Below are 1,316 nucleotides of genomic sequence, written 5' to 3' on the forward strand. Positions count from 1 at the left end.
TGGTGCTGTTGACTTCGTCTTCACCATCTCCATCATTGCCAATTGCCATTGCCATAATGTGTTCTCTTTCGTGTTACCGAATACCAAAGACCCCTAAGCGCAGGGGCCTCCGTATGTTAATCAGTGACTGCTAATTATTTCTTTGCTGCTGTCTTGCCCATATTGCCGGACAACACAACGGAATGCAGGTCGGCGGAGAAGGCACGGACTTCTTCCATGGCGCTCTTGTTGCGGCGGACCAGGAAGTTGTAACCCAGAACAGCTGGAACAGCGACCGCCAGACCAATCGCGGTCATGATCAGCGCTTCACCTACAGGACCGGCTACTTTGTCGATCGATGCCTGACCGGACATACCAATCGCTGTCAGGGCATGGTAGATACCCCACACTGTACCGAACAGACCAACGAATGGTGCTGTGGAACCAACCGTCGCCAGGAAGGCCAGGCCGTCTTGCAGGCGGCTTTGTACTTTGTCAACAGCGCGCTGGATGGACATGGAGACCCAGGTATTCAAATCAATTTGTTCGAGCAGAGCACCTTCATGGTGTTCTGTGGCTTTGATGCCGGAATCAGCGATGAAGCGGAATGGGCTGCCTTCTTTCAAAGAAGCGGCACCGGCTTGTACTGAGGCTGCTTTCCAGAATTTGGAGCGGGCATCTGTGGCCTGACCGGACAGTTTGACCTGGTCGATGATTTTGGTGATGAGGATGTACCAGCTGCCCATGGACATGATGACCATGATGATGAGGGTGCCTTTGGCAACGAAGTCACCGGTTTTCCAGAGGGCGTCGAGACCGTATGGGTTTTCTACCATTTCTTTGGCGGCTGCTGGTGCAGCAGGAGCGCCAGCGTCGGCTGGGGCTGGTGCAGGGGCTTCAGCGGCGGGGGCTGGAGCGGGTGCAGCGGCGGAGGCAGCAGCAGAGGCAGATTCCTGTGCAGATACAGGAGCGACGGCAACGGCGGCTGTCAAAGCCAGGAGTGTTGCAGCCAGGAATGCGGAGAAACGGGTTTTCATTGAGGTGCTTCCTTTTAACAAAATAAGGTTGGTATTGCTTACTGCTGTTTTATTTACTGCTGTTTTAAGATTTAATTTTTCATTAAACTTGTTTTGTGCCACCAAGAAGCCTGTGCGGGCGTAGCGAGCAAGTGCAGGTTGAGTTAAGAAGCGCAACCGTACGCAGGTACGGTGAGCATCGCAGGCTCAAGCTGGGCTTGCGCAGTAGCCTGCGCAGGTTTCGACTACTCGAGCTTCCATACATACTGGACTTTGGCCCAGGTCTGCTGTGGTTTGCCGTCAACGGTACCTGGTTTGTTT

The 1,316-nt window shown here is 53.8% G+C and carries 2 protein-coding genes; one reads left to right on the plus strand and one right to left on the minus strand.

Annotated features, from left to right (window positions below):
* Positions 1 to 134: 134 nt before the first annotated feature.
* Positions 135 to 1,016: a MotA/TolQ/ExbB proton channel family protein gene (locus AC07OI_RS29775; protein ID WP_495259666.1), complete on the minus strand. Its 882-nt coding sequence runs from the start codon at positions 1,014 to 1,016 to the stop codon at positions 135 to 137.
* Positions 1,017 to 1,111: 95 nt separating this feature from the next.
* Between AC07OI_RS29775 and AC07OI_RS29780 the strand changes: the two genes are divergently transcribed.
* On the plus strand, positions 1,112 to 1,316 hold a 205-nt coding region (locus AC07OI_RS29780; RefSeq protein ID WP_495259667.1), incomplete at its 3' end, for a hypothetical protein.

It is taken from the genome of Undibacterium sp. GW821-FHT07F11, assembly GCF_059418665.1.